This is a genomic window from Paenibacillus sp. OK060 (assembly GCF_900101205.1).
GTDB lineage: Bacteria > Bacillota > Bacilli > Paenibacillales > Paenibacillaceae > Paenibacillus > Paenibacillus marchantiae.
Map to the genome: position 1 here is coordinate 226,966 of NZ_FNFR01000003.1, position 25,051 is coordinate 252,016.

A 25,051-nucleotide genomic window follows, 5' to 3' on the forward strand; every position below is an offset into this window, starting at 1 on the left:
ATCGTATGCATCCTCCTGCCTTTAACCAGATCCATTCTATTATATGAGTATTATGCACAAATAGAGGAGAGAACGTTGATTGACATGGGATTGAACGATAACAAGTGAGATTTCTGAACATTTGTATCCCATGCGAAGGTATTGGGTACCGAATTATGGTCTAGGTGACCATACATGCTCTGATTGATTTATTTTTTAACTGCGTGAATGAAATGTATCGTTTCAAATGACCTTAGATGATCGATTCGATCCTGGAAATACTGTTCCTGAATCGCCTCCGGAGTCAGATGCTCATAGATAAGCAGTCCTGCTTCATCCAGCAAGGCCTCCATCTTCCCATAGGCGTACCCCGATTTCATCGGCTCACCGCCAGCCGCAGCCATCTGGATCATATGGTCCACGCGATTAGATATGCCCTTCGTATCAAAAAGATGTTCGTCAGCGTAGTCAAAAACAATTGAACTCCCGGAAGGCAGTTTCGTAAACAACACTTGCAACAATCGGGACAAGTCTTCCTTGGTCAAGTAAAAAGAGACGCCAAGTAGACTTACAAAGGATTTCTCGCTGCTTAACTCTTCAGTCACGAGCCTTGAAAGGGAGCCCTTATCGGTCAAATCCATAGCCACAAAGTGCAGATTGGATGGAATAGGTAGTTTCGCGGACGACAGCCGACTGCGTTTGAATTGCTGTGTGACCGGGATATCCACTTCAATGATGTTCAGCCTATCCTTTAATTCCGGATACCGAAACGCAAACGTATCCAGACCGGCTCCAAGTATTACATATTGCGTGCCTCCCAATGCCACTTCATGAAGCAGCACCCGTTCGCAATATGCGGCACGTGCCAAGGGAGTTGGAGCAAGCTGAGTTTGTACAATCCACCTCAGTATTTCATCCGGGTCGTCCTTGATCAGATGAGCCATGTCCGGGTTAAAAAAATGGATACCTTGAATCATATTCTCGCGAATACCCGCAAACTCTTGAGGAGTAATAAGCTCTTTAGCTATATAATCATCGAAAATAAGAGGTGTATCGTACTGGCAGTGGTAGGCTCGGCCAAAAGCCGAAATCAAGGATGTGATGCTGGACTCATTTTGCTTCATATTTCATCCTCCCGTACAAACAAAAATAAGATTCCCCCTGGCCTGGAGAACCTTAGTATATACGGAATGTTCTTATATGTAAATTATAGCATAAAAAGATTTTTTTGTCAATCTACATCTACGGGATGATCCGACAGATTAAAGCGGCTTTCTTTGCCCCTCCACTCCAAACTGTCCTCTTCCTCCCTCATAGCACTCAATCAGAAAAAGCTAAGCGTCCAATCCGTACTCCTTCACTTCACGATTGCGGTTCAGCACCGCATGCAGTACAAAACCAAGCACCGCGATAACCGCCGTGCCAGTCGCCAGCCACGCTACAGGAATCAGTCCCTGTTTGTCGTACATGACCCCCATTGCATACGGCCCGATAACCCGTCCAACCGCACCGATACCACCGGAGATCCCGATGTAGAAAGGTGCCGCTCTTCCGGCATGCTCTGAGATGAATGCCGGCGTAGCAGGTGAGATCAGCATTTCCCCAAAGGTAGCCAGTACCATTGCAAGCACCATACCCGGATAGCTATACATGGTAATCATGACGATGTAGGCCATGCCATAGAACACCGCACTTGCAGTCATCTGAGCAGTTGATGTACGGGCCATCGTACGCTTGACCCAATTGGTGAAGGGTTGTCCCACAAAGATCAGCACCCCGTTCAGAGTCCAGAGCAGACCGTACATTCTTTTCTCCATACCCTCGGAAATAATATATGGAGACACACCCGTATTCCAGATGGAATTACCAAACAGCAGGAACAGCACGCCCAGGCTCATGAACAGATATAATCTGGTGTTGCCCAGCAGCGCCCAGACGCCCGGCCCATCGGGAACCGTTTTGCGTTTGGTCAGATGTACTTCGCCCTGATCCGGTTCTGCCCGCGACAGATAATACCAGAAGAAAATCGCAAACCCGGCGGAGGTCACCCCGTTCAGTACAAAGCTGAGGTGATAGGAAAAGTCAGCCAGAAAACCACTGAGCGCTGTACCAATTGCCACACCGATATTGTTGGCGACATAGATCACATTGAACAATTCCCCGCGTCGTTCCGCAAACCGGAAGCCAATAAAGGCTTGAATAGCTGGTAACGACAATGAACTGAATAGACCGATCCAGCCCATGGCACATATAAACACAACCCAATACGCGCTAATCCACGGCAGAGCAAACAGCCCTACGGCATTTAACGCCAGCGATCCGATGATTAGCTTCTTGACGCCCACCCGGTGGTACAATGCACCGCCGAGCAGTTGCCCGAAGATGCCGCCCAGCGACTGGATCAGAATAACAAACCCCGCGTTCGCCATCGTGCGTCCAAGCTCGTCAAATACATACATCGTGGTCAGCGGCCACATCAAGGCACTGCCTGTCGCATTGACTAAACTTGCCAGCAAAAATATTTTCACTTCTTTTGGATACGTATCCAGCCATCTCATCATCTTGTTTATTCTCCTTAGTACCTTCAAAAAGCATATTGCCATAAAAAATAGACCCTTGCCCTGACGGCATAATTAGCCAGAGCGAAGGCCACTTGAATTTAGAATTTAGAAATTTGAATTCCGAATCTTGCTCTTTATCATTCTGCTTACGAACTATCCATTGTTCATCTTACCTGAAAAGATCCGATCTGCAAGCACATTCATTGACGCTTCACTTCGACAGTGGCCGAGAAGAATGTTGCCCCATTCCCCATGTCGGACAGACGATTGGACGTGAGCGAGTTCGCCCGCTGTTTTTTGCCATTGCCATCCCACCATAAGCCTTGACTGATCACCGTTCCTGGCAGCATGGATTCATTCACCTTGGCGGTTAGTTCGATCCGACCACGGTCGTTCCATACGACCACAGCGTCCCCGTCTTCCACCTGTCTGCGGGCTGCGTCCTCCGGGTGCATTTGCAATAATGGCATCTTCTCCAGACGTTGATGTTTGGCCGAATTGGCAAAGGTGGAATTCAGGAAATTATGATTTGGCGGCGACAGAAACATCAGCGGATAAACATCCGCAGGTCCAGCAGGGTTTTCCCCGTCATACCCCTCAACGAGAGCACTGTACGTAGGTAACGGCGGCAATCCCTTCTGTGCCATCGTTTCCGAATACAGCTCAATTTTCCCCGAAGGCGTGGGCAACTGATCCAAATAGGAGTCATGTGCAGACATATCCAGCTTGACGAAATGATGCTGCTTCAGCCCTTCTAAGGTTACTCCGTTCATGTAGGGATTGCCCGTACCCTGAAGTGCTTCCTCGATCATCTGTTCCGGTGTCTCACCGAAAATCTCCGGATCATACCCCATCGCCTGTCCAAGCAAAGAGAACAATTCAACATTACTCTTGCTCTCACCCAAAGGCGCAATGACTGGCTCTTGCAAATGAACATACTGATGCCAGTAGGACGTATACAGATCCGTCGTTTCAAATGAAGATGTCGCAGGTAGCACAATATCCGCGTATTTTGCCGTATCCGTCATGAACAGGTCATGGACTACCGTGAACAGATCCTCCCGTGCAAAACCTCGCTCCACCCGCTCGGTATCTGGTGCCACCACCAGTGGATTGCTGCAGTAGACCATCAACGCCCGGATCGGCTGCTCCGCTTCCAGCAGCGCTTCGCCAATCCGGTTCATGTTCACCACGCGCGGCTCCGGGTTCTGCCTCAGCTCCGGACGCTCCAGCGCATCGCTATTCGTGCTCGCGTAGCTGTTGGTACGAATGGCGCCACCGCCGCGCTTCAGCCACTGACCTGTAATGGCAGGTAGACAAGCTACACTGCGTACGTTCATGCCACCGTTGTCGTGATGCTGGAGGCCATTGCCGATATGAATGTGGGCTGCCTGTGCGTTGCCATACAGCTCAGCCAGCTTCACGATGTCCGCCTCCGGCACGCCTGTAATGCGTGCAACGCGCTCCGGGGTGTAGCTGCGTACATGATCACGCAGTGCCTCATGGCCCACGGTATATTTTTGCATAAAAGCCTCATCCGTCAGTCCCTGCTCAAACAATACATGCATTAATCCGAGTGCCAATGCACTGTCTGTACCGGGGTAGAGTGGAATGAACCAGTCTCCCCATTGGGCGGTCCGATTGCGATGGACATCAATAACGACGATTTGGGCGCCCCTTTTGCGAGCTTTCTCGGCCAGAACAACCTGATGCATATTGGTGCTGACGATGTTTCCTCCCCACACCAGAATGACATCCGCATGCTCTGTATCCTCGGGCAATGTTCCACGGTTCGCACCCATCGTATATTTCCAGCCGGTATTTCCCGCTGCATTACAGATGGTCTGTTCCAGCTTGCTCGCACCTAGCGCATTGAAAAATCGACGATCCATGCCATCCACACCAAGAATGCCCATGTTTCCATAGAAGCTGTAGGGCAGGATGCTCTCCGGTCCGTAGGTAGCTGCCAGCGAACTGAATCTCGCCGTAATCTCGCCGATGGCTTCGTCCCAACTGATTCGCTCGAACTGGCCTTCGCCCTTGGCTCCGATGCGTCGCATCGGATATTGCAGCCGCTCGGGGTGATACACCCGCTCCGTCATATTTCGGACTTTGTTACAGATGGCGCCTTTTGTAATCGGATGGTCCGGATTGCCCGCTACCTTCACGATCTTACCGTTCTCCTTATGAAGCAGCAGGCCGCAAGTATCCGGACAATCGAGCGGGCAAACTGCCGGGAATACGCCATTCTCCTGATCGATCATATACAAGTCCCTCCCCCTTCAAAGCTATCCTCATATCATATCTTCTTCCTGGTAATCGCGTAAAGAGAACAGTCTTTTTTTTACCGCCACAACCGCTCCAAATTTTTTTCAAAAAAATCTTTTTTTCCTTTGATTCAATCTCGAAATTCAGGGGTAAATTAAAAATAAGGCATTAGGCTAGTGTTTCCCCACTTCCTCCTCATGCCATATCATGGACCACTCCCGAAATTCGCCATGAACAGGTTTCGTTCCCCCGAACCTTGTCATGGCGAATTTATTTTGCGTGGATATTTTTACATTAAAAAAAGCGATTCCTCTCCCGTCCATCACAGCAGACAGCCATGACTTGAACGAGATCAAAATCGCCTCTCCTGTTTACTTTGCACTCGTCTTTTCATTCGTTTTCGCACTTGTACCACGTTTACAACGCTACTCAATTACTCGGCAAAATTCCGCTACGCCTGCTTGCTCCACATCGGTCTGGCTTCCGTTTCCACAGGCTGGGCCGCCGCCATGGCCACCTCAGGCTTCACTTCCGGCTCATGCTTGCGCAGGTACACCATCCAGTAAGCAGCTGCAACAAACAGCGCCCCTCCCGTCAGGTTGCCAAGCCATACCGGAATGAAATTCATGACGTATTGTCCCCACGAATAATGCCCTTCAAAGATCGCAGCAGGAATCAGGAACATGTTGGCGACAACGTGCTGGAATCCAATAGCTACAAAGGCCATCGTTGGGAACCATATGCCCAATACTTTTCCACTCATCGTATCCGATGCATAAGACAACCAAACCGCGAGAGCGACCAGCCAGTTACACCCGATCCCGGATATAAAAGCCTGAAGGAAGCTGTCGTCCAGCTTGTGTCCAGCCATATCCACCACTTTGGTCAAATAAGCCCCCTCTGCCGTCAGACCAAGCACATGCCCAAACGCATAGGCCACAAAGATCGCCCCAAGGAAATTACCTATCGTTACTAAGGTGAGATTCTTCAACATGTTGCCTGCGGACAGTTTACGTGCAATCGTCGCGAGTGGAACAGCCATCATATTGCCTGTTAGCAGTTCCCCACCGCCAATCAGCACCAATATCAAACCTACCGGGAACACTGCTGCGCCAATCAGATTAACCAAGCTGCCCCACTCGGCCGGAGCAGAGGCAATGACCCGAATATCCAGCAGAAATCCAAGCGCAATAAAAGCGCCTGCCAGAAAACTGAGTATCAATACGGAGGACACCGGATTTTGGGCTTTCTTCATCCCCGTATGCGCCGTATATTGTGCAACCTCAAGAGGTGTTTTTGCTGCCATAACGATCCTCTCCTTCACAGTTCATGAACATCATAATTCAACCTGTTTTGTTGATATGTTCATTGTATCGCGAAGGTTTCAAGAGGTTTGTTACTTTTATCACAAAGTCTGAAAACTACATTTTAATATTTCCGTTGTGTCTTGCTTGATATGCAGAAAAAACAAAAAGAACTACCGCAGAATGACTGCGGCAGTTCTCAGATATTTATGGTTATACCATCGCTGGTGTTTTTACTTCTACTGGTGGCAACGCCTGAAGACCCGCCGAGTTCAGGAAGTTCCATGGTTTGTTGTAATGTGGCTGGAAGAAGAAGTCGATGAAGGCCAGCTCATCTATCGTCATGTTGTTCTGGATGCAGACAGAGATCGTATTGATCGACTGTGTCAGATCAGCTTGTGACATGACCTGCGCACCAACAATGCGGCGTGTAGCCTGTTCATAGATTACTTTGAGCAGCAGCTTCTCTGCCGTTGGCATGAACTCTGGACGGTAAGCATCTTCAAGTGTTACAGCTTCAACGACCAGACCCTCATCCGCAGCAGATGCTTCCGTCAAGCCTGTACCTGCAATATTTTGCTCATAAATTTTAATACCTGATGTGCCTTGTGTACCCATATAACGTGTCGTAGGACGAACAAGATTCCTTGCTACGAGTGTACCCATCCGCACTGCGTTGGTTGCCAGTGGAATGTACGCTGCCTTGCCAGTTGGGTTGTAATGAATTGCACAGCTGTCTCCAGCAGCGAAGACGTCTTTTTGGCTGGTTTGCATATATTTATCCACGATGATTGCACCGTTCGGCAGCATATCCACTTGGCCTTTGAGCAGCTCGGTATTTGGACGGAAACCAATGCACAGAATAACGAGGTCTGTATCGAACTCTCCTTTGGATGTAATGACCTTGTTCACTTTGCCATTCTCTCCGGTAAACTTCTGAACAGTTTGGCCCAGCGCCAGCTTGATGCCGTGTCCAGTCAACGTTTCTTCAATAGCATCCGTGAACTCGGGGTCGAGATATTTGTTCAAGATCCGGTCCACACTATCGATCAGTGTAACTTCCTTGCCGTTCATTTGGAAAGCCTCCACCAGCTCAATGCCGATATATCCGGCTCCTACCACAGTAATACGTTTGGCATGCTTGGCTTTCTCAATAATCGTGTTGGAATGGTTGTAGTTTTTGCAAAGTAAAATGTTGTCCATCTCGATGCCTTCCAGCTTCGGTACGACAGGCCATGAACCCGTGGTCACGATCAGCTTGTCGAAGGTATCTTCGAATTCTTCCCCTGTTTTCAAGTTTTTAGCCTGAAGTTTGTGACCCGCAGCATCTACTGACGTCACTTCATGAAGCATTTTGGTAACGACACCGAGCTCGGCCAGTTGGTTTGGCGAAGAATAGAACAATCCGTCTGGATCTTTCACCACGCCACCTACATAAAGCGCAATGCCACATGATAAGAAGGAGATGTTGTCATTGCGCTCATACACTGTAATGGTAGCATCCGGGTACAATTTGGCGGTGTTAACGATGGCTGCGGTTCCTGCATGTGTACATCCGATAACTGCGATTTTCATGATAAGGTTCCCCCTTGGAGTATATAAATAAAAAATTGAATTTAACGTCATTGTGGTTGTGAAATATTTCACTTCTAAATGAATGCTGATTATGTGATTTATTTCACTTTGTACACTTATTATAATGTGATATTTTTCACATTGCAAGGGGTTAATCAAAATAAATTTTTCGGATGTGGTTTATTTACGATCAAGCGAGTCATCGACTCAATCTCCATTGACTTCAGTTTTCCCTGCTTATGGCTGGTTTATGCTCAAAATAAGCGTAGTAACTACTGAGGAGACACTTATATGAAGAGGATATTTGCACTAAAAAATTGTATCAAAAAAAGCCTATCCTCCAATATGGAGGCAGGCTTCTTCGTTTATTTTATACGCCAAGCAGCTTTTCAATCTCTGCAGTCATGGCTTCAGGGAATTCTTTTGGTTCAACACGCCCTACAACTTCACCCTCACGATTCACGAGGAATTTGGTGAAATTCCATTGGATGTTATTGTCTTCGCCAACACCAGGTTGCTGCTCACGCAGATACTTGAACAATGGATGCGCATCTTCACCATTTACATCGACCTTGGCAAACACCGGGAAATTAACGCCATAGTTGATTTGGCAGAATGATTCTGCTTCCTCACTGGTACCCGGCTCCTGGCCTCCGAACTGGTTACAAGGGAATCCCAATACAACCAAGCCTTGATCACGATAGCGATCATAGAGCTTCTGCAATTCACCGTATTGTGGAGTCAGCCCACACTTGCTGGCTGTATTGGCAATCACCAACACTTTGCCTTGATACAAATCGAGTGAAACTTCCTGATTTGCGGTCGTTACCGCCTGATACGAATATACGGACATGACTGATTCCTCCCATGAGTAAGATGTAGGTTGGGCTGCTGTATGTACTGTACCGAATAACCATGCGGCACACAGCCTGTCTCTATATTATAGACCTGAGGCGGTCAATTACCAAATCTGCGATTAAACCCTGCCTAAGTTCATACGTAGAATCAAATTTTGTCCATCGACATGGACATATACCTTTTTAGCCTGACTTCGCAACCAAAATAGCATCATACCGCTCTTGCCGCTCTGCCTTCGTCACCCCAATCATCAGGCCACGAACCGAATGCATGAAATATACTGCCGCTGAGCGAAGAGAATCGGCCCGAAGATGCTCATTATAAGCTTCCAGCATAAGCTTGGCCTGCTTCGGATGTTTCAATGCCGTCAAAGGCATGCCAAAGACCGATTCATCGATCATCCCGGTTGTTATTCGTCCATATTGCTGTAACCAGGTGTAGTTGATTTCTCCCATTCCTGTAGACCTCCTAGAATGCGAATGAGCCGCGTGCGTAATGCACAGCGGCTTCATTCTATAGTTTAGGACCACATATGGCCCGTTTCATTAACTTCCTGTCGCGTGACGAACGCGTTGCTCTGTCCGTCCTCCAGCATGAACCATTGCACTGTTCATGAGCACTTGTTCTGGAGGTGCTGATTGCTGACGTTCACCCGCAAGGGCGTAAGGCAAGCAGAGCGGTACACCGGAACGAGGATCAATCACGATATCCGCTTCAATGTTAAATACTTCGCGAAGCACATCGGAGTTCATAACCTCTACAGGTGAACCTGTAGCGATGGCTTTACCTTTTTTAATACCAATCATGTGATGCGCATAACGGGAAGCATGGTTCAAGTCATGCACAACCATAACGATTGTACGGTTTGCTGTGGCATTCAGTTGCTCCAGCAATTGCAGTACTTCAAGTTGGTGAGCCATATCCAGGAACGTTGTTGGCTCGTCCAGGAACAGAATGTCTGTCTCTTGTGCAAGAGCCATGGCAATCCAGGCACGTTGACGCTGTCCACCGGACAGTTGATCGATTGGACGATCATGGAACTCCGTCATGCCTGTCACTTCGATAGCCCATTCAATCATGCGTTTGTCTTCAGCACGCATCGAACCAAAACCTTTTTGATATGGGAACCGTCCGTAGGACACAAGTTCGGTTACGGTAAGTCCTTCAGGAGCTGTTGGATTTTGTGGCAAAATCGCAAGCTGCTTGGCTACTTCACGCGTGGACTGCTTATGGATGGACTTCCCGTCGAGCAATACACTACCTGCTTTTGGATTCATGATCCGTGCCATCGTTTTCAGGATAGTAGACTTCCCTGAACCATTGGCTCCAACAAGTGCTGTAATTTTTCCTTGGGGAATTTGAATATTCAGATCTTCAACAATCAGTCTTTCCTCATAAGCGATATCCAACTTGGACGTCTCCAGACGAAACATGCGATCATCCCTCTCTCATTTATCCCGGTTATGTATTCCGGCTATGACAACGAAAACGAAATTGTAGTTCAGCGTATTTCCGGCGCAACAAGATCTTATACTCTAAAGATACTGATAATCATTATCATTTGTCAACAGTAAATACCAAATTCCTTGATAGTTGAAAGCTATTTTTGAAGTGTTTTACTAGAAATCGTTCAAATTTTTCGCACTTTATGTGAGAGCTTTTCTCATCGTGTACGTGCATTTCATCGCTTTGCGTATGTTCATCCTTGCCCAACATCTTAATAATGTGTCCGAATTGTGAAAATTAGACCTATATTGATTCATTTTGTATATGTCATTCCCCATCAATTGAGCAAAAACAAAAATACAGCCCCTACGAAATTCTTCGAGGTGGCTGTATTCCATTAATAATATATTCAATTAATGCCGCTTAGAGCTTCGGTTCCGGGACTAGGTTGATCACGAGCGTTCCACTCTGGATACTCACGATGTCCTTTAGATTAAAATCGGCCGGAAGCTCCACTTGGTGCCCATAGGGATACAGACGATCTGCTTCAGCAACAGTCAGATTTTCCACTGAAGATGATTCTGTTCCCTTAGACTGAGACGAATCTGAAGCCGTGCCGTCTGCATCTCCCTGTCCTGTGCCTTCATCCGTAGTGTCAGAGGCTGTGCCAGTACCTGCATCCGTCGTGCTCCCTGCTGCTGGGTCTGAAGTGTTGTCCTCCGTTGAGGCTGAATCTGCCCCTTGCTCGGCTTCTCCGCTCGGCTGAGTATCGTCCGCCTTATCGGTAGAAGAACCTGCTGAGCTTCCTTCAGACGTACCCTCTGAGCTGTCACCAGCTGTACCTTCGCCATCCGGCTCCTCATTTCGGTTGAAACTCTCCCATTCACCCTCAGCATTGAGCTTCTGTGTAGTACCATCTTTCAAGTTCCATTGGAGAGTGTCCGTTTGCAAAGCGTTGCTGTCCGTTTCGTCTCTGTAACGGATCACCAACTGGGCAGGCGTCTTTGAACCGTCGTCCGCTTTGGATGCAGGAACGAGGTAGGCGATCTGTTCAGCGAGCTCCACCTCCGGTTCAGCAGGAACAACGGGCTCCTGTGTCGGGGGAGGTGATGCCTCAGGTGTCTCCGCCTTATCGCTCATCAAAGCATACGTGCCTCCAGCAATACCAATAATCAGGATGACAACAACCGATCCTAGAAAAAGGTTCTTCCTTTTACCTGTCAGCATGCGTACCAGCGGGGAAGACAACTCTGTTTTGGCGCGATCGTAAGCCGGCTTCATCGTCTTACTTGCTCTGGCATAATAGGGTTTGAAAGCTGACTTTGACTTAAAAGCTTCGCGATCATGGGCCTTGAAATAGGCCACGATTGCATCCGAGTATCCCTTATGTGCGTTAGAGCCGCGAATAAACAAGCGTTGATTCCCTGACCACTCCATAAATTGATACAACACTTCTGTACGTCCTGAACTACTATAGATAAATTCAATCAGGCCTGGATAATCGAGTCTGTTGCTGCCGCTGCCACCGCGATAGAAAGCCAGCGGCAGTGCTTCAAATGCAGCCGTATCTGGGCGATCACGAAGCTCTCCGGCAAGCCAGCGACGCGTCCAGCGCTGGAGCTCATTACGTTCGGCCAAAGAGAGGGATTCCAGCTCCTCTTCGTCACGCCCCTCACCGCTAAGCCATGCTCTCGCTGCCAGCATCATGTTTGTACGCGCAGATACATCTGAGCCCTGGCGAGCAGCCCAGTCCCGAACCTCGTTTCCGTGCAACAAAATATCAATGCTTAACAGCTGTTCACGGTTAACCCGCTCCAGATCGAGATCCTGAATCATAAACAAGTTAATGACGTAAGCCAGCTTATCTGCGAGCCGGGTTAAATCCTCCTGATACGCTGGTGGTTGGACAGCGGACCCAGGTCCACCTTTCCGATTAGCACGAACTGAAGCTCCAGACTGTCCAATCCGGGCGGTAATACCTGTGTCTAAGCCGCCTGCGACTGGTACACGATCCAAGATACTAACCCGCTTAAGTGCCTCATTGGCAGATTGAACAGGGTTGGGCGCAGAACACAAACGTTCACGCAGCTCCGTTCCTGTCCGTTCCAGCAAGAAACTGTTGTGGATGGCAGACGGGTGAGATGTAATCCATCTCTGGATCACTTCCACAACATCGGCGGCTGATTCCGTGCGTTTCAGCTGATTATCCAGATAGGGCTCAAACAACAGTTTGGTCAGTGATTCGTTCGCGAGCACTTTGTCGAAGAAAGCACGGCTTAACAGGCTGTCCCGATCCAGCAAGCCGTACAGTTCCTGCACGGCACGCATACGTTTCTGCGAACGGGCGTTATTAATGCCATAGATGAAATAATCCACAATTCGGGACTGTACGACTGGCGCAGCGACCCGAAAATACTCCCCGATGCGTGCTGCAACTGATTCCTCAGGTACATTCTCCCGTTTGACGCTGTCCAGCTCACGACTAAGCAACGTCAGGAACAACTCATTCAAGCGTGAACGTTGCTGCGCTCCGCCTTCCGGTTTCAAGTAGGTGAGCAATCCACTTAGGACATCGCTTTTGTTATCCAGGTATAACTCTTCCATCCCCTGCTCCAGACGATAGAACATAGAAAGTTCCCCGTATGCTTCAATGGAGAGCTCCCGTCCAGGCTCCATTCCGGACAGCATCTCATCCGCAAAAGCATAAAATGAATCGGCAGCCGCAGGTTCGTGCAGTAGGGTCCAGGCGAATTCCGCATAAGGAAGCTTCGACACAGATGCATCTGCATGGGTAACTCTGCCCGATACCAGATCAAAGGTAAAATCCTTCTCCGTATTCCGATCTTTTGGACGTAGCGTACCCCGCTCCACAAACTGAAGGTGGATGCCTTTCTTTGCCTGCGGCTCCTTTGCAAACGTCATAAAGCCGAGCTGCCGCCGGAACGCGTAAGGCAGCGCCGTATATAACAAACGCAGCAGTCCCTTGGCTCCGGCTGTAACTTCCTCAGCGGGCACATCTAGCGCAATGTATACCTTCCGACGTGTAGCTACAGCTTGCATGACGGCGTAGAGCAGGCGTTTGAATACCACCTCGTCCATTTTCAGAGCGGCAAAGATCTGACTTGGAGAGCTTTGTCCAACACCAGCTGCTCGTGGCAATTCAGTAAGCGCAGGCAGCACTGTACCTTGTTCGATGTCATAGGACGTGGCGAACACAGCATCCAGCCAGCCACCTTGCTTCATCTGCTCTTCTGAGCGTTCAGGAGACAAGACATAGTTATGGGCGAAAAAAGCGCTGCGCAGCCCGGTGAAATCAACGGACTGGTACACATTTTGCCCAAGTATCGTCTCCCCGCTCTCCAGATGCAGCAGATGAATGGACGGGGGAAACTTCGTCTCATCCTTCTCACTCCGGCCCGTCAGCTCCGCTGGAGCGTCATAGACGCAGTAGGGATGAAGCACTTTTTTGATAAAAGAAGGGTCCAGTCCCGGCGATGCGGCAACCGTATCGAACCCCTCCGTTGTGCGAAACACCCCGCGCCGCTCTCGAGTGTACAGCTGTTGTTCAATTGGCGGGGTCATGGAAGAACGCATCATCCCACTCTCCCCTCAATGTACTTCAGCTTGTACAGCAGCCAGAGGAATGGCTCATCGACACGGATTGGACTGACCACACCTTGCAGCTTCATATCCACAGGATTGCTTCCCAGCGCAGACACCGCAAAGTAAGCCGTATCCTTAAAGTACACATCCATCGTGCCTTTGAACGGACGGTCCACCTTCTCGATAAAACGCCGGATCTCCCCGTCGATATTCTCGAATTCGGTCAGGTCAAACCAGTCGCGGTGCACCATGTTGCGGAATACATTACTGTTGGATTTGATGTAATCGCCCTCTTCATCCTTGAGGGAATGCAGCATGTCGCTTTTGGTGAGTACAACGGCTGTCGGAATATTCGTCTTGGCTTTGTCCTGGTACGCGATAAAGTCACCGAACATCGTTAACACCACATCACGCGGTTCATCGTATCTTGGCGTCCACTCGCCTGGCTCGTTGCCGAGGTTGATGCGAATTTTGTCCCGGATGGAACGAATCTGAAGCGGGTCCACCATGAACAGAATGCCTGCCGAGTTCTTGATATGCTGCCCGTGAAGTCCCAGATAGTCCTGCTCCACCATACCTTCACCAGCGACGTCAAAGAACACCAGTGTCAGCGGAGCTTTATCTTCATCCTTGAATACAAATTGGAAAATAAACGGCTCCTGCAGCTTCTCCTTCTGCGTTGAATCCAACAGATCGCCCCGCTCGAATAGCGGTTCTTCATAATCTGCACGGAACCGGCGGCTAATCTCCGCGTTCAGCGGCATGCAGGCCGCATCAAAATGATCGGCTGTGTAATGCTGCAATGTATGAATCAATGAAGTCATGTAGACGGATTTACCCACCTGGGATGCCCCGATAATGGAAATGATATTGCTTGGTGCTTTGCCTGCCGTGACAGGCAGCTCGTTATGGCACTGTGGACACAGCCGGCGCCGTGTAACCACACCGTAACGATCGTTCAGTCCCATCACAATGTGATCCGAATAGATGCGATGTTCCTCAGGTACATCATGCGGAGCCAGCACGGCCTCCATATCAAACACCGTATCCAGTCCAAACCGTTCGCGATATCGATTCAGCTTCGCATCTTCCCCAAGTGCGTAGTCCTCATCGTCGTCGCGATGATGTGCAGCACGGAACACAACCTCCTCCGGTGAAAACTTGCTGAAACAATACGGACATACGATATCGTAAAACAACGGCCGCTCTTCAGGCTGCTGTCTCTTCAAAAACCGACTAAAAAAGCTCATAGCCACTCCCCTCCCCTGATCAGTTAGACAAAAAGCCTAACTATCTAGTCTGATATGAGCCTATAGGCGGCTCCATACTTTGGTCCGTCCGTGAAGAATAGCCTCACGTAATCGTCCTTGGCTACCTCAACCGGTGGCATCTCATTTCTCCCGGGAGCAAAATCACTCACAAAAGGGTACACCGTGCCATCTTCCTTATTCAACGGAACCCCACCTTGTTTGCGGACATAACAGAGTGCCTCCTTCGGAACAGGTGCTTCCGTTGTAACGGTCATCAGTACACTTTTTCGTTTCTGAAAAAAACCGCTCTTGTATCGGATCGAAAAGCGAATATCCGCCTTGCCTGCACTGGCAACTACCGTGTTGTCTCCATCACGCTGACGCACCAGAACTGGCCCGTCCTCCTGCATCTGACACACATACACTGTATAACGGATGGCACCAAAACCCGTGATTCGATCCATATATCCATTGCTCGCCTTATATTCTTCTTTTGTGTATAACTTCAGCTTGCCCTGTGCAGCCTGTTCCTCGGTACGATCATCACCCATCATATCGAGCTCCAGCCGTTCAACATATACAGCTTCCACGCTCTCTGGCCAGAGCCAGCGAAGTGTACACTGGCTCTCGTCCACTGCAAGTGTCAGTCTGCGAATCAGGGGCGCTGAAGGGTCTGCATCCGTAAAACGCATCTATCGCCTACCTCCAGACGTCAAAATCCTTTGCTGCGCGAATCTCTTGCCCGCTGACCGAATCCTTCCACCGAATTGGTTCCTCCACCAGCATCGCGACGCCCACGCGTCTTCCGCGGTGTATTCTCCTTGATCGGAATAATCCAGCTGAACAGGGTTAACACACCAGATAAGATGAGCATCGCTCCGAATCTTACAAATGTATCACCCACCGTTGATCCGTCCAGTCCCCATTCGAGCAGAAGTCCGGCCAATAAACCAGACACGGCACCACCAATTCCGAAACTGAGTGCGAGATGACGGTTATCAAATACAAGTCCTAGCGACACGCCCAGTGCGACACCAATCAACAGTAAGGCAGCCACTCGGAAAATAGCCAGATACGTACTGTGCTCCATCATGCCTGTACGTTCGGTCACCAGCGTTCGTTCATCAATCGTATCGTAAATTTGCTGGAATGCCAGATTAAGTCCACCGGAATCTGGTACATCATAGTACATACCGCCCGTCTGCTGTGCGATATGACGCAGCAAGTCGGTTCCGGAAGGGTCCACCAGACTCAGCCCCACCGTATTGACGGCGATCTGTTCATTTGCATACTCAGACAAAATGCCGGATGTGTCTGCATCACTGAATCCATCGGATAGCAGAATCGCTACCGTTCCGCGTTTCGGGTCCTGTTTGCCCTTAATCTGCTCCATCGCTTCCCGCAGTACTGCATCGAAATTAGTTCCGCCCGAGGTCGTCACGATGCCATCAATTTTGCTGTACACCTCATTTTTGGCAGCTTCACTGTCCAACGGGGTGAACGGCTGAAGCAGCTCGGGTTGATCATCAAAGGTAATCACCGCCACCTGTTTATCGCTTTCCATTTGACTAATCAGTGTTTTGGCCGCTTCAAAGCGACCGTTATCTGGGTCTGTCTCACTCATACTGCCCGAGTTATCGATCATCAGCACGATATCCTTGACTTGCTTCACACCGCCTGGGTTAATCTGATAGAGCAATTGTAGGGCAAGTCCGACGACAAACAACAGCGCCAGCGTTGCCGGAACAAGCAGTTTCCAGGATAGTCCCAGATATCGCAGCTTCCAGGAAGCCCCGTTCAGCTTTGGCGAGATCATCTCTGCGAGTAAACAGAATAATCCCACGCTAAGCGCCAACACGCCAAAGTATAATCCCATCAGCAATAGACGGGGCATTTCCCCGAGCCACTGACGCAGCATGATTTCTCCAGCCGCAAAGCCCACAGCTCCGCCAATTAGGCTGAACAGGACCAGGAGAAGATTGATTTTTCGCTGCATGTTTGCATGCATCCTTTCCAAACCAGCCGATGAACGGCTGAATTAATACAAGATGGGTTGATGAAAAATGAACGTATAATGTACTGGACGGAAACAGATGGATCGATCTGTACCTCCCTTCCGTCCATATAAGATACAGCCTTATGTTTTAACGCATGGGTGACAGCTTCTCGGCCAGATCGGAGGGATGGAGCTCATAACCATTCTCTGTATACGAATCGTAATACACCCGACCATTGCGATACACCATCAGGTCTTCCAGATGGAAGCCCCCCATCAGATTCAGCTTCTCCACACCACTGCTTCGTTCTTCATATACCACACCCAGCTTATAGATCCGTGACGTTTCTTCGGCATACGCCGCGTAGTCCATGAAGGCACTATGGTGATCACCAAAGAAATATTTTTCTTCATAACGATGTTCCTGCGTATAGTCGAATACTCTTACCCGAACGACCGCCTGCTCCTCCAGTGTGCGATACAATCGGCGGAACAGATCATCACGGGTCAGTACATTTTTGTCCCCATAGGTAATTGTAACATTCGCCCGCAACAGCAATTCTTCTTCGAAAGGTACCCGGAGCGGTTCTGCTGTAAGCAGCATCACATGACATACCTCCATCAGACGTTGCAGGAGTCGCTCGTTTCCTTCTGTGGCAAGCCCGTTCATATCCCCCATATGGCGGTCCTCAAACCAGACATCCCGTCCACGCTTTGCCTCCAAATCTGCAATCAGCGCTTCCGTCACTTTGCCGTAATACTCCATTACGTTCTGACCGATATATTCATCTGCAGCCGCTATGCTCTCTACCGCTGTCTCACGCAAAACACGTTCCAGCGTTGCCAGTGTTTCCGTCACGCTGCGGCTGAACGTGTGCAGCTGTTCCATCTCTGTGTCATAGACACGAAGCAGCTGCAATTCATTCTCCAGGCGCAGCAATTCAACTTTGGGCACATACACACGCTCCAGTAAACAATCGATCAGGTTGCGCACGTTCTGTTTGTCACGGAACAACGCCCGTTTGAACGACTGATCCTCTACCCGCTCCTGCTGACGCTGCTCCAGCAAGGCACGTGCGGATTCAAGTTGCACCGATTTATCACGAATCAGTCCAAGCAAAGCCTCACGCACGCTGCCGAACCCATTGTCACTCCAGGCAGCCCACTGAAAATAGCCAACCTCAGGATGCTCCGTGCGCGATTGCTCAGCCTTACGACGAAGGGAACCTTCTGTGCTGCGCTGACGTACTCGTTCCTCCGCAAGACGGACCACATTATCACGGAAATACACCTCTGCCCCCTGCCCGAACAATGCTCTCTCCGCTTCACGCAGCGAGAGCGGCTTCAGATCGGTGAAGCTGACGTTATGCGTCATTATGCCGCTCATGCCGCTCACCAGATCCTCATCGGGAAGAATCCCTTCCACTTTACGTTCTACCGAAGCCCCATCCAGTCCGAAAAAGGCGAGCTTGTCCTTGATGCTCCACTCGGGTTCCTGCCGCATCCGTTCAAGCAAATAACGATACAGGTGATACAACACCGCGAGTGCAATGGGTTTGTTCGGCCGTCTAATCTCGGCAAAACCTGCACTGGCATAACCATGCTGATCCGAGGTCGTACGAATGTTATTTTTGAACGACGTATTGTTATACGTGTTGGCCCCCGTGCTTGATACGGAACCAGAGCTATCTGCATCCTGCTTCCGATTCTTGAGCAGACAGATTCGGCAGATGATCTCGGCATTTTCGATCCACCCGCCGGGTACGCCAGTTCCCCGCTCGTTTTTGTCTGACAAAATATATACGAGATCGAATAACGGAGAAGCGGGATGTACAACCGGAATGGAGATACCGTCCTCCGTAACCAGCAGATTGCCACTGAACGTATAGTCCAGCCCCTGCATGTAATCCAGTTCCCGCAGAAAAGCGAGTCCCGCTGCGCTTGCATATCCAAAGGAATCGACCTGCTCCATCTCGCTGACTAGCACATGCAAATCGGTCTGTACCGACTTGAAGGATTGAGCCAGTATCGTCTCGGTCAGCTTGGTAAGCTCCGGCAACAATACATTCAATGGATCATCTGCCCTGGTCACAACGGTCACGTAGATTCGATCGAACGATGAATATAGGAGTCCGTATTCGGCAATACGATTACTCACCCGCCGCAAGGTACGATTCAGACCAAAGAGTGCCTGATCTGAATCGTGGAAACTGCGATGCACATCCTTGCGAAGCGTTTTGGATGGTCGATCTGTCTGTATGGTGGACAAGGGAAGCACGTGACGGGTCACCTGACCATCATCAGAAGTGCTGCCATTCCTTGCATCACTCCCGCCGTTAACACGCGCATATCCTGAATGAGCACCATCGCTGTAATGGTCATGCTTCGTTTGCGCGGTGTCATGGTCACGATGTCGGGCATGCTCCTGATTTTCCGTTCCAATCTGTACATAGACTACGCCTTCTCCGTTATCCCACTTCAGCCGGTTGATTTCCTGGACAGCAGACACTGCCGGAGCGACCTGGTCACCCACGAACAAGAACAACGCGGGGTAATGGATGCTGCTTCGACCATCACCCAGGCTGCCTTGACGCTCCTGCTCTGTTGCATACTGTGCTGCATACTTCTCCAGATTGCGCTTCAGAGCATTGTTCGAGCTGAACTCCATCCCGGCCGCCATCTTACTTCAGCCTTCTGCGAATGTCATTCAGTTTCGATGACATCGTTCTGTAGAACTGGTAGATGTCTTCCCCGTTCGCCAGTTCTACTCGCTCGTATTCCAGACGATCACGGGATTCCATGAACAATGCAGCCAGATCATCCAACTTCGTAAGCAGTGGCGTGATATCTTCAGAAGCGGTCAGGTCGTTATCACGGCTGGACGCTTTGCGCAGCAATGTGCTGCGATCCTTCTCCGCGAGTCCACGGAAGTTGCCAAACACTTCATATTCGGCAAAGTTACGGCTCTTCATCAGGTTCGCAAACGGCTCCCACGCGTCTTCTTCCGGATCACGGTCATAGACGTACAGCGCGCCTTTCTTCACGATGGTATCGGTGTATAGTGCTTCGATGAAGCGGTCATACCACTGCTCCTCGTCCTGATGCTGGGCGAGAATGCCTTCCAGCTCGGCGACTTTGGCTGAGATAGCGTTCATCTTCGCCAGTTCTTCACGTACCCGTGCGATCAGCTGCGGGGAACGCACCAGGTTTTCTTTGGCCATATCTTCATTAATACTTCCGAAAATGTCCTTCACCGACACCCGTGGCAATCCTTCGGATTGCAGGCGTTTCAATTCAATAACTGCCCGCTTCACTTCACCCAGGTTCGGCGTGGTGGACGTGAGGCGCATGTCGTAGGCACCCAGCTTAGCAGACAAGTCAAACGGTTCCGTTGTCACAATTGCATAGCGGTTGCTTGTATTCTCATCAATGGATTTGGCTGTCACAATGTTGTATCCGAGCGCCTGCTCGAATTCGGTACGTACACGGGCATTGTACTGCTTGACCCGGGCGTTCTCGTACACATCTCCCCATGACTTTTCTGGAATTGGCGACGGCAGATAGGTCCAGTTATTCTTTTCGGTTTGCACCAGATGGCGTCCGATACCTTCTTTGTCCAAAATGGTACGTTCATAACTTTCCTCATATACTTTGAGTGGTGTGTACACAAACAGTGGTACCCCGTTGCGAGTGTTCAGCCAGAAGATCCGGTTGCGCACTTCACTTTCCTTAACGGTAAAATGGGATTTGCCCACCGCATTGTTCTGATAGTTGCGAATCCCTCTCAGAATGCCCGGCGCCTGTGCTGGCACCGATACGAATCCCCAGGATGGGAAATGCAGACTGCCTGTGCTGTTGCTCAGATTGAACACCGGAACCGCCTCATCATCCAGTTTGCCTGCAATGAAACGTTCCACGAATTTCTCGACAGACTCGTCCTGTCCATATTTGATAACCAGGAAGTCCTCCATCGAGCGGGTAATCAGATCGCCGAACTTCTCAGTCAGGAAATCAGAGATGGAGCTGACGATATCGATCTCGTTTTCTTTCACCCACTGGCTGGAGTTCTCCAGCAATTCACGCGAGAAGTCACGGATCAGATCATCCGTATCGCGCTTGTCCAGCAGTCCATCCACCACACTGACGATATCCGGCACACTTACAACGTTCCAGTAATACGTTTTGTTGCCTTTGTGATCAGACTGTTCTTCGCCGCGTGTCAGGATATCCCCGTTTTTGGAGAAGATCGAGCTGAGTGCGTTCAGCGTTTCAGTAAATACGTTATAAATGCGGCTGTTCTCCTGGTTCAGCAATTCGTACAGGTCTTCGTAGAACTCAATCATCTGATCATTGCGTTCCACATCGGCATGCAGCCAGTACTCATGAATTTTTGCTTCAATATAAGCATTCTTCTTCTTCTCTTTGGAGACGAAAGCACTCTTCGCATCGCCCAGCTTCTCTTCGGACTGCTCCTGAGCGGCCTCAATGTCACGCGGAATGCGGAAGGCATTCTCACGCAGGGTTTCAATGTACGACTGAATCATCTTCAGTACACAGAAGCCTTTTTCCGTGTAGATCAGACGGGAGACATAGAACGGACCCTGTTCAGGATGCAAAAACATACGCCGGATCTGTTCGGTGAACTGACCCGCAATCTCTCCCGGCAGCTGCTTCTTCGCCTTGATATATTCCTCACGGGCACGAGCCAGGAAGTTCTGCTCCAGTTCGGTGTCCATGTTCACGACCTGTGATTTCACCACATTGCCATAGGACAGACGCTCACTGTTCTGGTAACCTGGCAGCGGCTCCGGCACACGGGCTTCAAAGGACTTGACCACACTTTCGAGATCAATGCCCAGCTTGCGGGCAAACTTCTCGGTATCCTCCTGGTTCGGCGCTTTGGAGAACATGGTGTTCATTTTGTCGAACATGCGGTAAGCCAGATAAGTCGTCATTTCTTCAATCGGCAGTACCGCTGAGGATGCACCGATAATGTTGTAATCATAGTTGGCCGGATAGGCTTTGTTCATCTGAGCAATGTTCGTGCGAATGTTGCTGATATAATCGTGGATGGCAAACTCCTCGCCGGATTGCTTTTCCTCACTCGCCATAAAGTTGGTGATGTTCTCGGCGGTGACGTTCATGCAGTAATCATAAGCATTCTCCAGTAATTTGCCTTCCGTATTGGTTGCAGAAATCAGATGACACAGGTTGAACGGTGGCAGCGGTGAATTCACCGTCAGAATGTTGCCGTATTTTTGGGAGAAACGCTCACCCCGGCTGTCCACGTTCATCCAATAATCCAATTCCTTGAGCGCAGCGTATCCATTCTTGCGGATGTACTCACGAGTGTGTTCACTCAAGCTTTTGTTGGATAGGTTCACGTCTGGGGTGAACAGATATCCCAGCGTGTTCACGCGGTCAATCCCGGCAGAGCCGTGATCACGTTCGATAATCCCGCGCACGATATAGGAAATATCGAGGAAGCAACCACTGCCCGTACCGCCGGAAAGACCGGTCAGCAGGAACACCATCAGTTTTTTGTTCGTGCCTACAGATAATGTTTTGATCTTTTTGTCGATTGCCTGCACGACTTGGTTAATCTTCGTGAACAGCAGCAGGCGTCCAGCCTGACGCACACCTGCGGCGCCGTTCATGCCATCGGTGATGCTCAGCTCTGGAGACAGCCAGTCCGTAATATACGGCTCCAATACGCTGCGGTTCTGAAGCAATCCACCAATCTCGGCATTGGACAGCAATACAAATTCATTAATTGGATCAAGTCCGATGCCTTTATACTTCTTGGCGCGATCCTGTTCGTTCGTTTCAAAAGCAAGAAATTCCACGTTGGACGGTTTATCCATTTTTTTCTTGGATACCGGGTCCTGTGGCAGCTTGAAACGTCGGTTAATCTGGTATTTAAGGCGCAACAGCGCATCAATACCTGTTCCTCCAAGACCGATAATCAGAATCGGGTTATCAATCGTATCGACTCTGATTTTCTCACTGACAATCCCTCCGCCAAGCGATACATCCAGTTGCTGAATATGTTCTCTAACAATCGGTTTCATTCCAAGTCCTCCCTTATTTAAACCAGTTGGGCTAAAACTCATTACACTTGCCACTCCGATGACAGAGTAACCTTCCGATCGCTGTTATCCCCAGATTTTTTCAATTCACTTTTACAAAGTGAAAATCCGGGGATAAAGGCGAACGCTTCGCTTCTTCAGGTTTTCTCTGTCCTCTCCGTTCTCGTGTAAACAATTATATCCAAATTAAAATGCATTCCTTTTAAACCAAATAATCAAATTACACCAGATACTCAATTAAAATCGTTTTGTCCGCCTGTTGCAGCGGAATGCTCAGTCGGTCACCGTTCTTCAGTTCAACGCCTGAGCTTGCATCAACGGTACGGCCGGATTTCTCCAACGTTCCGCCAGCGGTGTTACGGATTATAATTCGATCTCCATTGCTGGGCGTAAATACATACTTTTCGGTTTCCTTCAATTCAGGGTCCAGCTGTAACAGCTGGTGCAGATGGAATCTGCCCCGGAAGTATGCCAGCTTTTTATATTGCGGGTACGACTTGTCCCCGGTATTCTCATCGCGAATTTCGACAACCATCTGTCCGACAAATCCACGGTTTTTGCGTTTCAGCCAGCCTAGCAGGAACCAGACACCCACAGCTACAACGATCAAGGCGATCACGCCCAAAATAACAGGCATCCATGGAAACGGCTTGTCCTGCTCGCCCGCAGGTGTCGTTGGCTGAGTTCCGCTACCGGCTGCTCCGCCCGCATTGATCGTAATTGGAGCACTTTCCCGGTAGAAGCTGTCTTCTTCTGCACGGATAACAAGCTCGTAGTTATGTTTGTCCGGCACTTCGAACGTTCCGGCGAACCCGGAGCCCGTGTTTTCGAGCGGCTGTTCTGTGCTTTTGCCTGTATCCTGATCGTTTACGACCAATGTTGCCTTCATATCAGCGTACAAGTCATTATCCTGCAGCGGCTGTCCTCCGTTCTCCAGCTTGGCAGTCAGATTCACTTTGTCGCCCTTCGTATAGGACTTGGTCTTAATTGGGTCCACAACGAGCTGGAGATCATAGTTGAACAACAGGTTGATATCGATGCTGTCTTTCGGAGCCCCTTTTACCCGAAGTTTCCAGTCGCCTTCCTGAGGCTTGAGCAGCTTCACCAAGGAATAACTCTTCGAAGTCGAGAGCTTGGCTGCGTCAGAGTTGAGATCTACGGCCTTGCCCGAAGGATCGGTTAATTCAATCTGGACTTGTTTTGAAGACATGATCGAGATGTTGGCTTCAAGTACACTGTCGTTCGGTACGTTCACGGTAACTTCCTGATAACTGCCGTTTCCTGTAATGGAGGGCAGCTTCACGACATTCAGTTTGGCATGATCGGCGAAAATCTCACTCAGAATCTGTGGCAGATCATCCGGTGTATCTGTGATAAAGGACTTGCCTCCGGTCTGCTTAGCCAGATCTGCAAGTGCGTCCTTGTTCAGTTTGCCGTCTGCGTTCAGCCCGATCGTATAGACGGGAATCCCCTGATCCTGTGCTTCTTTGACGGCCTTTGCCAGATCCGCATCTGACTGAGACTGGGTACGACCTTTGGTTTTGTTAAAATCGTTGTTGCCGTCAGCCAACAGCACGATCATTGGTGAGTGAGATGCGTCTGCCCCATGGTTCAGCACATTCACCGCTTCAGCCACCCCAACAGAGATATCGGTATATGGCCCTCGGCCGAGCTGATCAATAAAATCTTTCAGGCTGCTCTTGTCCGCATCGGACTGAATCTCCAGCAATGCCTTTTCCCGCTCCACCTGATCGGTGTAAGCGACAATCCCTACCTTGTCCCCCTGGACCGGCAGCATATCAATAAACATTTTCATGGCTTCATTGCTGATCTTGTCACGGTCACTTGTATTCATTGAATTACTTACATCGGCTACAAGTACCGCATCGATTCCGCTTGTCTGTGCCTGAGCCGCTGCAGCATGTGGCAGCAACGCCTGAGGTAGCAGTAGCGTTAGAAATGCCAGCAGAACCAGAGTTCCGCTGAGCCAGCGTATTTTGCTTGTCCGCAGCATTGGGTGTACTCCTTCACGTTTGAGATTAAAATGGGAATAGTTTATTATAGGCGTCAAGCCTTAAGGAAATCTTAACAGTCTACTAATAAATTCTGAAAAGCACCCCTA

16 protein-coding genes are annotated in these 25,051 nt (G+C 49.6%); all 16 read right to left on the minus strand.

From position 1 onward, the window contains the following. Positions 1-188: 188 nt before the first annotated feature. The 16 genes from BLS14_RS12785 to BLS14_RS12860 all read right to left on the minus strand — a co-directional run bounded on the left by BLS14_RS12785 (position 189) and on the right by BLS14_RS12860 (position 24,943). A complete protein-coding gene (locus tag BLS14_RS12785; RefSeq protein WP_090952018.1) occupies positions 189-1,103 on the minus strand; it encodes a class I SAM-dependent methyltransferase in 915 nt (304 codons plus the stop codon). A gap of 210 nt (positions 1,104-1,313) precedes the next feature. After that, complete coding sequence (locus BLS14_RS12790) at positions 1,314-2,537, minus strand: MFS transporter (protein ID WP_063566966.1); 1,224 nt, start codon at positions 2,535-2,537, stop codon at positions 1,314-1,316. A gap of 203 nt (positions 2,538-2,740) precedes the next feature. Next, positions 2,741-4,804 (minus strand): molybdopterin-containing oxidoreductase family protein, encoded by a 2,064-nt coding sequence (locus BLS14_RS12795; RefSeq protein ID WP_090952021.1) that lies wholly within the window; start codon positions 4,802-4,804, stop codon positions 2,741-2,743. A gap of 177 nt (positions 4,805-4,981) precedes the next feature. Then, positions 4,982-5,164 carry a hypothetical protein gene (locus BLS14_RS12800; RefSeq protein ID WP_090952023.1) on the minus strand — a complete coding sequence of 61 codons (183 nt, stop codon included), beginning with the start codon at positions 5,162-5,164 and terminating at the stop codon, positions 4,982-4,984. Positions 5,165-5,259: 95 nt separating this feature from the next. Continuing rightward, positions 5,260-6,114 carry a formate/nitrite transporter family protein gene (locus tag BLS14_RS12805; protein ID WP_072733667.1) on the minus strand — a complete coding sequence of 285 codons (855 nt, stop codon included), beginning with the start codon at positions 6,112-6,114 and terminating at the stop codon, positions 5,260-5,262. 211 nt (positions 6,115-6,325) lie between these two features. Next, the gene (locus tag BLS14_RS12810) at positions 6,326-7,687 is read right to left on the minus strand and encodes an FAD-dependent oxidoreductase (RefSeq protein ID WP_090952026.1); all 1,362 of its coding nucleotides are present in this window, start codon (positions 7,685-7,687) and stop codon (positions 6,326-6,328) included. Between the two features lie 370 nt (positions 7,688-8,057). Further along, entirely contained in the window at positions 8,058-8,540 is a 483-nt protein-coding gene (locus BLS14_RS12815) for a glutathione peroxidase (protein ID WP_090952030.1), read from the minus strand. 187 nt (positions 8,541-8,727) lie between these two features. Then, a complete protein-coding gene (locus tag BLS14_RS12820; RefSeq protein WP_090952032.1) occupies positions 8,728-9,000 on the minus strand; it encodes a hypothetical protein in 273 nt (90 codons plus the stop codon). A gap of 90 nt (positions 9,001-9,090) precedes the next feature. Next, a complete protein-coding gene (locus tag BLS14_RS12825; RefSeq protein ID WP_063566910.1) occupies positions 9,091-9,978 on the minus strand; it encodes an ABC transporter ATP-binding protein in 888 nt (295 codons plus the stop codon). A gap of 436 nt (positions 9,979-10,414) precedes the next feature. Continuing rightward, positions 10,415-13,588 carry a GAP1-N2 domain-containing protein gene (locus BLS14_RS12830; RefSeq protein WP_090952035.1) on the minus strand — a complete coding sequence of 1,058 codons (3,174 nt, stop codon included), beginning with the start codon at positions 13,586-13,588 and terminating at the stop codon, positions 10,415-10,417. Next, positions 13,585-14,844: a TRAFAC clade GTPase domain-containing protein gene (locus BLS14_RS12835; protein ID WP_064641834.1), complete on the minus strand. Its 1,260-nt coding sequence runs from the start codon at positions 14,842-14,844 to the stop codon at positions 13,585-13,587. Before BLS14_RS12835 ends, BLS14_RS12830 begins: the two co-directional genes overlap by 4 nt. Before the next feature lie 44 nt (positions 14,845-14,888). Then, the gene (locus BLS14_RS12840; protein WP_063566907.1) at positions 14,889-15,536 is read right to left on the minus strand and encodes a hypothetical protein; all 648 of its coding nucleotides are present in this window, start codon (positions 15,534-15,536) and stop codon (positions 14,889-14,891) included. 20 nt (positions 15,537-15,556) lie between these two features. Beyond that, a complete protein-coding gene (locus BLS14_RS12845) occupies positions 15,557-16,840 on the minus strand; it encodes a vWA domain-containing protein (protein ID WP_090952038.1) in 1,284 nt (427 codons plus the stop codon). A 148-nt stretch (positions 16,841-16,988) separates the two neighbouring features. Next, on the minus strand, positions 16,989-19,520 hold the full coding sequence (locus tag BLS14_RS12850; protein WP_090952041.1) for a transcription initiation factor TFIID: 2,532 nt from the start codon (positions 19,518-19,520) through the stop codon (positions 16,989-16,991). Between the two features lies 1 nt (position 19,521). After that, positions 19,522-22,911: a tubulin-like doman-containing protein gene (locus BLS14_RS12855; protein WP_090952044.1), complete on the minus strand. Its 3,390-nt coding sequence runs from the start codon at positions 22,909-22,911 to the stop codon at positions 19,522-19,524. A gap of 238 nt (positions 22,912-23,149) precedes the next feature. After that, positions 23,150-24,943 carry a vWA domain-containing protein gene (locus BLS14_RS12860; protein ID WP_090952047.1) on the minus strand — a complete coding sequence of 598 codons (1,794 nt, stop codon included), beginning with the start codon at positions 24,941-24,943 and terminating at the stop codon, positions 23,150-23,152. Between the last annotated feature and the right edge of the window lie 108 nt (positions 24,944-25,051).